This window comes from Rhodococcus sp. BE178 (assembly GCF_050433545.1).
In the GTDB taxonomy this organism is placed as follows: Bacteria; Actinomycetota; Actinomycetes; order Mycobacteriales; family Mycobacteriaceae; genus Prescottella.
In genome coordinates this window covers 62,799-71,958 of record NZ_JBNPXA010000008.1, presented here as the reverse complement: position 1 = coordinate 71,958, position 9,160 = coordinate 62,799, and the positions used below count along the sequence as shown (strand labels likewise).

The following is a 9,160-nucleotide window of genomic DNA, read 5'->3' as shown; positions in this document are numbered from 1 at the left end:
CGGGAGGATCGGGCGGTCCGTCAGCTGGTTCGGTATCCGACCAGGTTGAGGGCGTAAACGCCGTGCGTGTCGGCGACTTCCTGTGCCGAGAGTGCTCCATCGATCCGGAACCACAGCGCGATTCCCGCGCACATGGTCAGTACCGCGGTGACTGCTTGGTGAACGTGGGGAACTTCGAATACGCCCTGGGCAACGCCCGCTTCGGCGATTGACACGAACAGGTGCTCCTGTGCGTCGCGAGAGCCGACGACGCGTTTGCGGTCGACCTCTTCGAGATAGCGCAGCTCGGTGTTCGCGACGACGCAGGCCCGCTGGTTGCGGGCGGTGTAGAGGGCGTGGGCGGTGACAGCCGCGCGCCACTGGTCGGCCGGCTCGGGGCCGGCTTTTCGTAGTGCGTTACGGGTGGCGGTGAACTGTTCGTCGCTGGCGGCCCTCAGGATCTCGACCAGCAGTTCGGCTTTGTTCTCGAAGTGGTTATAGACGTTGGCGGCGCTGCAGCCGGCGTGCGTTGCGATGTTTCGCATGGTCGCGCCGTGGAAGCCTGCCGCATAGAACTCGTCGAGCGCGGTCTCCAGGATGCGCTCACGGACGCCCTCGTGTGCCGCGGTGCGTGTCCTGGTCAGGGCGTTCGCGCCCGATCGAGTGTTCATGTCTCGGAGGGTAGAGCGGTGCGCCCGCGCTGATCAAGGGCAGTCGTGTGGGTCTTGACCAACTCGGGCCACGGGTCTTATGGTCTGCCTCACATGAACGCACGTTAACCAACGGGCGTCGGTATCTGCCCCATCCCATGCTCATACCCCTCACGAGGAGGCTTACCCCATGAGCACTTCCGAAGACCGACTCGAAGACCGGATCCGCAGACTGGAGGACATCGAGGCTATTCGGCAGCTCGATGCTCGGTACTGCCGGCACCTGGACGACGGCAATTGGGACGAGTTGATGGACCTGTTCACCGAGGATGGCGAGTTCGACGGACTGTCGCACCCCAAGGGTCGCTCCGAGATGCGCGAGTTCTTCGCCGGTCTGGCCGCGGGCGGTCTCACGTCGTTCTGGCACTTCATCACCAACATGGAAGTCGAGTTGGACGGAGACCGCGCAACTGTGCGATCTTTCCTCTGGCAGCCGTGCGTCACTGACGGCGCTCCGTCGATCGCGGCCGGCCGCTACGAGGACCAGGTGGTTCGTATCGACGGCCGCTGGGTTTACCGCGTCAAGCAGGTGCGCTTCCACTTCTTCGGCCCGCTCGTCGAAGGTTGGGACGAGAACCTCTTCGCGCTCGACACCGCCCGGCGCGCGGCGGTCAACCCGTGAGCGCGCCTGTCCACGGCGACCGTCCGGGGGCGCCCGCGTCCGTGCGGTGGTCGGACATACTCAGCGTCGCCGAGTTCGTCGAACTGCGCCGTCGCCGGAGTGTGGTGACGAACAGTCTCGGTGCTGCGGCGATCGTGATGCTCGCAGTCTTCTTGCTGGGGTTCGCATTCCTCCCCGACCTGCTCGGGAGTAGTACGATCGCGGGCGTTCCGCTGTCGCTGTGGCTCATGTTCTCCCAGTTCGCCGGCACCTGGGTGCTGGTCTACCTGTACTTCCGCCTCACCCGGACCTACATCCAGCCTGCGGCTGACGCTGCACTCGCGGCCATCGACCCGTACCGACAGGAGCGTTCGGCATGACTGGCGAACCCGACTTCCTCGCCATCGCCATCTGCGCGGCGGTGATCTCGCTGACCCTGTGGGTCACCTTCGCGGCCTCACGTCGCAGTCGTAGCGCAGACGGCTTCTTCGCCGCCGGCCGCTCGATCACCGGGTGGCAGAACGGATTTGCCATCGCCGGCGAATTCATCTCGGCGGGGAGCTTCCTCGGAACCACCGGCCTGATCTTCTACAAGGGTGTCGACGGCACGGTGATCCTGTGTGCATCGGTGGTGTCGTTCCTTCCGGTGCTGTTTCTGCTCGCCGAGAAGATGCGCAACGTCGGCAAGTACACGCTCGCGGACGTGCTGGTGTTCCGCACACAGGCACGGCGGGTCCGCGTGGTCGTCGCGTTCAGCACCATCGCGACCGGCATGTTCGTGTTGCTCGCGCAGCTCGTGGCAGCCGGAGTGCTGCTCGAGTCCGTGTCGGGGATCCCGTTCTGGCTGTCGGTGATCGTCGCTGGAAGCCTCATGGGCATATACGTTTTCGTTGGAGGTATGCTCGCCACCACGTGGGTGCAGGTGATCAAGTCCTCGATCCTCTCGGTGCTGGCGCTGATCGTCGGCCTGGGCATCCTGTCGAAGTTCGGCTTCAGCTTCCCGAAGGTGCTGTCGAATGCCACCGAGCACGCTGTTGCCGGTGACGCGGTCCTGTCACCCGGGCTGATCTTCGCGTCGGGTGGCGCCGTCAACCTCATCTCGTACGGCCTCACCTTCGCGCTCGGCACAGCCGGTATGGCGCACATCCTCATTCGATTCTTCACCGTGCCCGAGGCGGCGACGGCTCGGCGCTCGCTGGGCTGGACCGTCGCACTGTGCAGTGGCTTCTACCTCGTCGTGGTGCTGATGGGGTTCGGTGCCGCCGCCGTGCTCGGTGACGGTGGTGCCGAACGTGTCGGCGCAGGAGGCAATCTCGCCGCACCGGTCCTGGTGACCGAGCTCGGAGGAGGCGTCGGAACGGTCGGCGGCTCCATTGCATTGGCCTTGGTCTCCGCCGTGGCATTCGCCAGCATCGTGGCTGTCGTCGCAGGCGTGGTCATCTCGGCTGCCGGTACCTTCGCGCGCGACGTGTGGCCGACGCTGACCCGCCGCGATCGCGGGAACACTACGGATGTCGTCGCCGATACTGCTGCCGGCGACGCACGGGATGCGAAGGTCGCCAGATTCGGCGCGGTCGGCTTCAGTGTCATCGCGATCCTGCTGACTATGGCGATCGGCGACACCACCAACATCACGTACTTCATGGGCATGGCGTTCATGGTCGCGGGGAGTGCGCACCTGCCGAGCCTGCTGCTGAGCTTGAACTGGCGCAGGTTCAACAGCACCGGCGCGGTGTGGGGCATTGTCGTCGGACTGGTGTCGACGATCGTGAGCCTCATGTTCACCGAGGCCCTGTGGATGGGCAGTGGTCCGGCGCCGCTGCACATCCAGCTTCCGGTGATCATCACACTGCCGCTCGGCCTGGTGGCCTGTGTCGTCGGCTCGTTTCTGGGGGAGCGGCGGGTCGAGTCGCGCGAAGATGCCGACGAGAAGTTTGCGGAGATGTTGGTCCGCGCGGAAACCGGAATCGGCGCCGAGGTGGCGGCGTCGCACTGAGTTGAGTTGGAGGGTCCCTTCATGCGCGCGCAGCGCGTGAAGGGACCCTCCAACTCGTTGGGGGCCTTCATCGGGGCGGTGTGCGGGTCTAGGATTGGGATTGGTACACGTGAGGTAGCCTCCCTGGGCGCCGCGTGATCCGGCGGTCACCGCATTCCTGAAACAGTATGCGTACCGCGAAATCCATTACCCGAGTGCCTGATCGGCGCGGGTGTGTTCACGACTTGCGTGACGCGTCGACGGTCGCCTCCAGTTGAGGATGTGAGATCCATGGCCAAGACGCTCAGTATGAGCGATTCCGTTGTCATCGACCGACCGATCGCGGATGTGTTCAGCTACCTCTCCGATCCGGACAAGGCCACCGAATGGTCGAGCGACGTCGTCGATTACCGGATGGTCTCCGGTGCTCCCGACGAGGTGGGTTCGGTCGCGTCGACCACTCTCAAGGTTGCCGGCGTGAAGGTCGAGGCGACGGAGGAGATCACCGCGTACGAGGAGAACAAGCGGATCGGGTTCGAGTCGCGCGACTCGCGCGTCGAGTACACCCGCGAGCTCGACTTCGACGGGGACGGCGACGGGGCGACGCGGGTGACGTTCAAGGTGGACGCCAAGCCCAGTCCGGGACTGTTCAAGTTCGCCGACTCGGTCGCGATGAAGCTGTACGCCCGCGACGTGCACGGCAATCTGGAGAACGCCAAGACGATTCTCGAGACCCCGAACGGCTGAAGGATCCCTTCACGCGCCGACAGCGCACGAAGGGGCCCTTCAGCTTTCGACAGGCGGCTCAGCGGACGGTGAACTCCGCGGATGTGCCGGTGAAGGGGGACACCGCGCCGTCCTGGGCCTTGCGGTCGCCGAAGTGCTGGATCCGGTACGTGCCCGACGGAGTTCCGGTCGGGACGTCCCAGGTGATGCGCGCGATCGATGCGCCCAGGACTTCGCGGCGCCACCGGTACTTGGTGGCCCAGTCGCCGTCGTCGGCGTGCCGCACCCAGCGGCCGCCGTCGCGGCGCTGCACCTCGAAATACGTTCCGCGGCGGTGCAGGTCGTTCTTGGGATGTCCGGTGACGAACTCGACGGCCACCTGATCGCCCACCCCGGCGCTGCCGGCGGGCTGGACCACCACGTCACCGAACGCGCGTCCGGGCAGTGGCTCGTCGACCGGGAAGTCCTGCCCGAAGCCGGGCTGGAAACCGGACAGGTCGCGCGGTGCCGGGCCGCGGGGGACCTGGGCACCGGTCTTCATCGCCGCGGCCAACTTCGCGAACCCCTGCTGGTAGGCGGGCAGGGTGTTGCGGCCGAACAGCGTCGAACCACCCTCGTACTGCTGGGCGTCGTACTCCTCGGGCGTCGTGCAGTAGCTCGAGTACGCGTTGGCGTAGCCCTGGAAGATGACGTTCTCCAAAGGGACTCCGAGTTCCTCGGCGACGGTGCGGCGAATCCGCAGGCCCGAGACGATGGTGAACTCGGCCGGTCCGCCGACCACGTAGATGTCGCCGATCCGGATGATCTGGATCTTGAGCACGTGCGGCACCCAGCCGTCCGGAGGCAGCAGGCCGACGGGCACCAGCACCAGCTTGGGGGCCTGCGCGTCGGCGAGCCACTGCGGGGTGGGGGTGTCGATGCCGCCGAGGGCGTCGATCAGCGGGTTGCGGGTGCCCTCGGTGAAGATCTCGATCGCGGGGCCGTCCTCGGTGCTACCCGCAGCCATCGCGGCGCCCACGCACGCGGGTGCGGTGCGGCGCGGCTGCCCGTCGGACGTGTACTTGCCGTCCACCAGCTGGTCGGCCATGTCCAGGTAGATGATTCGGCTGTCGACGGTGGTCGACGCCAGCGGTGACGCAGCCTTGAACGCCGTCCGGGCCGCGGTCACCTGACGTTCACCGATGAGCCGCGCGTTCTCGAACTCGTCGGCGGTGGGGCCGTGTCCGGGCTCGAGGTCGAGATTGGGGGACATGTCGCCGGTGTTGGTCTGCGGGAAGCAGGCGACGAACCCGGGCGCACCGTCGAGGTAGCGCACGCCGGCGACGTCGTGCTCCCAGAAGTACGCGGCCGCACCCTTGTTGTCGCCCGAGATCAGGTGGTTCTTGTTGGTGAGCGATGCGCCATGCGTGGGGAACCAGCCGATGCCGCCGACGTTGTCGCCGCCCTGGCTGATCTTGAGCACCCGCATCGAGGTGTCGATTCCGAGCGGGTAGTAGTCCTTGTCGCGCTGCGGGTTCCGATCGAATGCTGCACGCGAACGATTCACGCTCGCGTCCTTCAGCTCGCTGCGTCCGTAGGAGACGACACCCGCGGCCAGGTTGTCGTGCGCGGCGACGATCGCCTCGACCATGCCGTCGACCTCGGCGCCGAACACCTGCGGCTGGAAGCCGAGAGTCGCGAGGCTGTACGCGTAGTCCTGCGACGCACCGCCACACGCCGCGTGCGAGTGCACGGCCGTGAGCATCACGTTCTTCTCGGTGTAGAGGCCACCGAACTTCGCGGCCAGCCGGGCCAGGACCGCGTCGTGCACGGCCTGGAACACCATGCAGGTATCGGCGCATGCGTAGACGACGCGGTTGTCGTCGGCATCGGCGAAGATGTACGCGCGGACCCGGGTCCGCTGATGCAGACCCTCCGCGCGCTGCTCGAAGCTCGAGTAGCCCATCATGCCGTTCTCGGCGACAGGGCCCGTCATGTCGGACAGGCCGACGCCCACCCGGAATCCCTGGCTGTCGGCGGCGCGACGCGCGGGTGCGGCGGTGGTTCTGGGCAGAGCGTGTGCGGTGGCACCGGCAACCGCTGCGAGCGCCGGTGCGGCGGCGGCTCCGGCCAGCACGGTGCGTCGACTGATCGTCACGACGAAGTCCTTTGCGCGAGGTCGAGAATCATTACTTGATCAAACGTCCAAGTCTTCAAGCACACACCAGTCGGTCTCGTTTCGCAAGGGTTCTTCCGTCGAGTGTCGTCCCGGTTCAGACCTTCGCCGCGTCCCCGAAGGTCATCTGCAGGTCGGGGATCGTGGTGGTCATCAACGCTCGCCGCGGCAGGCCGAGGGACCGGAGTTCGGTGGCGATCGGGTGGTTACCCAGACGCAGTTCGGCGCCACCGAGCCGCGACCGGACGCCGCTTGGATTCATGTCCCAGGCCGTGTGCCGGGTGACGCCGTCGATGTGCGAGTACGCCTCGAGTGAGGTGTTGGCGCCGCCGCCGGGTGTCGGGATGCCCTGCTTGACGGTGAGTTCGGCGATGAGCCGGCCGTCCTGGCTGACCTTGCCACGGCGGACGTCACTGGTGTGGTCGGCCTCGAAGTCGGCCAGGATCTTGGGGAATCCCCAGATCCCACGGCCCGCGGCCAGGGTGAACTCGCCGTCGACGGGCAGTTGGTGAATGAGGGCGCCGGCCTGCCCCGTGACCAGTGCCCGCAGGTCGCCGAGCACCGACGACCGTCCCCGACCGCGGTGGTTGCGGACCATGAACGTGACGCCGAATTCGTTGTACGGGCCGAGGTCTCCGTCCACGTAGTCGACGAACACCAGGCCACACAGGCCGCGCCCGGGGCGGAACTGCAGGATCTCGAGCCCGGTGTAGTCGATGAGCGCCTGGGCGGCCGCGGTCGGGACCGAGTACATCGCCATGAACGCGGTGGCGGCGCGGATCTCGACGGGCATGTCGACCCGTCGGCCGAGCACCTCATGCGCACTCACTCCGACACCACCCCGCGCAGTCCGTCGGCGCCGTAGACCTGTTCGAGCATCGACGTGAAGTCGGGTCCGCGGCGCAGCATCTGGCCGCCGTCGACGTTGATCACCTGCCCGGTGATCCACGTGGACTCCGGACCGAGCAGGAACTTGGCGAGCCCGGCGATGTCGTCCACCTCGCCGACTCGCGCGAGGGGAGTGCACGCCATGTAGTCGTCGAGGATCGGTCCGCCGTCGGTGATCATCGCGACCAGATCGGTCCGGGTCAGTCCCGGACGGATGCCGTTGACGCGAACCCCGCTGGCGCCCAGTTCGTCCGCGGCGAGCTGGACGAGATGATCGACGCCGGACTTGGAGACGCCGTAGGCGCCGAACCAGCGGTGCGTGTTGCTGGCGGCGATCGACGAGATCGCGACGATCGCGCCGCCGCCGGCCGCGACGAGCGCGCGGGCCCCATGCTTGATGGTGAGCATCGTGCCGGTGACGTTGAGGTCGACGGTGCGGCGCCACGCGTCGGCGTCGAGCTGCGTGACGGGTGCGATGGTCTCGTTGCCGCCGGCGCACGCGACGACGCCGTCCAGTCGCCCGGTGGTCTCCATCGCGCGGGCCACGGCACGGGCGACGTCGGCCTCGTCGGTGACGTCCGCCGCGACGGTGGAGATCGACCCGCCCGACGCGAACGCACCGGTCGCGGCGATCTTCTCGGCCGCGGTCGACAGCTTGTCCGCGCTGCGGCCGCAGATCGTGACGTGGGCACCCTCGGCGACGAGAGCCTGCGCGATGCCCAGGCCGATGCCGCTGCCACCTCCTGTGACCAGGATCGATCGTCCGGTGAAGGTCCCGGATACGCCGTCCGAACTCATCACGTCTCCCCTCGTGTGTCCGATACCCCGCCGATAGTAGGAACAAGTTCTACTATCGGGGCAGGTTTGGGTGATTGTCGAGGCCTTCCAGTTTGTCCGTACGGACCGAGGAGCACCGGATGACGATCGTGAACAACGTGAAGGACACGGATCTGCTCGACGGGCGTTTCTACGCCGGCGAACTGGGTGACCCCCGCGCGGCGTACGCGTGGATGCGGGCGCATCAACCGGTGTTCCGGGACCGGAACGGGATGGCGGCCGCGACGACGTATGCGGCGCTGATCGCCGCCGAGCGCGATCCGGGCCTGTTCTCCAACGCGGGCGGGATCCGCCCCGAGACCGGCCCGTTGCCGCAGATGATCGACATGGACGACCCCGCACACCTGCAGCGTCGGCGGCTCGTGAACACCGGCTTCACCCGCAAGAAGGTGGAGGCGAAGATCGGGCGGATCCGTGAGATCTGCGATCAGTTGATCGACGCGGTGTGCGAGAAGGGGGAGTGCGACTTCGTCGCCGACCTCGCGGCGCCGCTGCCGATGGCGGTCATCGGCGACATGCTCGGGGTTCGGCCCGAGGAGCGCGAGACGTTCCTGCGCTGGTCCGACGATCTGGTGAAGGCATTGGGCAGCAACGCGACCGAGGAACAGCTGAAGGCGATGATGGACGCGTACATCGCGTTCAACGAGTTCACGTTCCGCACCATCGCGGAGCGGCGGGAGAACCCCACCGACGACCTGATCAGCATCCTCGTGCACGCCGAGATCGACGGCCGGCGACTCGACGACCAGGAGATCGTGAACGAGTCGCTGCTGATCCTCATCGGCGGTGACGAGACCACCCGGCATGTCCTCAGCGGCGGCATGGAACAGCTGATGCGGCACGAGGATCAGCGCGACCGACTGGTGGCCGATCCGTCGGGCATTCCGCTGGCGATCGAGGAGATGCTGCGCTGGGTGTCGCCGATCAAGAACATGGCCCGCACGCTCACCCGCGACACCACGTTCCTCGGAACCGACCTGAAGGAAGGCGAGAAGATGCTGCTGCTCTTCGAATCCGCCAACTTCGACGGGGCCGTGTTCGACGACCCGGACCGCTTCGACATCGGACGCTCCCCGAACCCGCACGTGGCCTTCGGCTTCGGTACCCACTTCTGCCTCGGCAACCAGTTGGCCCGGCTCGAGGGGAACATGATGTTCGAGCGACTCCTGGCCCGGCTGCCCGACATTGCCCTGGCGACGAGCGAGCCACTGTCGCGGCGGCCGGCGAACTTCGTGTCAGGGCTCGAGGCGATGCCGGTGAAATTTACTGCAGCGCAGCATAGTTGAGGT

Annotated in this window: 9 protein-coding genes; 5 read left to right on the top strand and 4 right to left on the bottom strand. The window is 66.8% G+C overall.

Going from position 1 to position 9,160, the window contains the following annotated elements:
• Positions 1-20 precede the first annotated feature (20 nt).
• On the bottom strand, positions 21-650 hold the full coding sequence (locus J2X34_RS15735) for a TetR/AcrR family transcriptional regulator (protein ID WP_174908074.1): 630 nt from the start codon (positions 648-650) through the stop codon (positions 21-23).
• Between the two features lie 169 nt (positions 651-819).
• On the opposite strand from J2X34_RS15735, the gene J2X34_RS15730 reads away from it, so the two are divergent.
• The 4 genes from J2X34_RS15730 to J2X34_RS15715 all read left to right on the top strand — a co-directional run bounded on the left by J2X34_RS15730 (position 820) and on the right by J2X34_RS15715 (position 4,012).
• Positions 820-1,311: a nuclear transport factor 2 family protein gene (locus J2X34_RS15730; RefSeq protein ID WP_174908076.1), complete on the top strand. Its 492-nt coding sequence runs from the start codon at positions 820-822 to the stop codon at positions 1,309-1,311.
• A complete protein-coding gene (locus J2X34_RS15725) occupies positions 1,308-1,670 on the top strand; it encodes a DUF485 domain-containing protein (RefSeq protein WP_254622792.1) in 363 nt (120 codons plus the stop codon). The genes J2X34_RS15730 and J2X34_RS15725 overlap by 4 nt, the downstream gene beginning before the upstream one ends.
• The gene (locus J2X34_RS15720) at positions 1,667-3,286 is read left to right on the top strand and encodes a solute symporter family protein (protein WP_174908077.1); all 1,620 of its coding nucleotides are present in this window, start codon (positions 1,667-1,669) and stop codon (positions 3,284-3,286) included. The genes J2X34_RS15725 and J2X34_RS15720 overlap by 4 nt, the downstream gene beginning before the upstream one ends.
• Positions 3,287-3,556: 270 nt before the next feature.
• Entirely contained in the window at positions 3,557-4,012 is a 456-nt protein-coding gene (locus J2X34_RS15715) for an SRPBCC family protein (RefSeq protein ID WP_114723637.1), read from the top strand.
• A gap of 58 nt (positions 4,013-4,070) precedes the next feature.
• Here J2X34_RS15715 and J2X34_RS15710 read toward each other — a convergent pair whose 3' ends face one another.
• The 3 genes from J2X34_RS15710 to J2X34_RS15700 all read right to left on the bottom strand — a co-directional run bounded on the left by J2X34_RS15710 (position 4,071) and on the right by J2X34_RS15700 (position 7,832).
• Positions 4,071-6,128 (bottom strand): neutral/alkaline ceramidase, encoded by a 2,058-nt coding sequence (locus tag J2X34_RS15710; RefSeq protein ID WP_429518252.1) that lies wholly within the window; start codon positions 6,126-6,128, stop codon positions 4,071-4,073.
• Positions 6,129-6,243: 115 nt separating this feature from the next.
• Complete coding sequence (locus J2X34_RS15705) at positions 6,244-6,975, bottom strand: acetoacetate decarboxylase family protein (RefSeq protein ID WP_429518250.1); 732 nt, start codon at positions 6,973-6,975, stop codon at positions 6,244-6,246.
• Positions 6,972-7,832 (bottom strand): SDR family oxidoreductase, encoded by an 861-nt coding sequence (locus tag J2X34_RS15700; RefSeq protein ID WP_429518248.1) that lies wholly within the window; start codon positions 7,830-7,832, stop codon positions 6,972-6,974. Before J2X34_RS15700 ends, J2X34_RS15705 begins: the two co-directional genes overlap by 4 nt.
• Positions 7,833-7,951: 119 nt before the next feature.
• Between J2X34_RS15700 and J2X34_RS15695 the strand changes: the two genes are divergently transcribed.
• On the top strand, positions 7,952-9,157 hold the full coding sequence (locus J2X34_RS15695) for a cytochrome P450 (protein ID WP_429518246.1): 1,206 nt from the start codon (positions 7,952-7,954) through the stop codon (positions 9,155-9,157).
• The last annotated feature ends 3 nt before the right edge of the window (positions 9,158-9,160 follow it).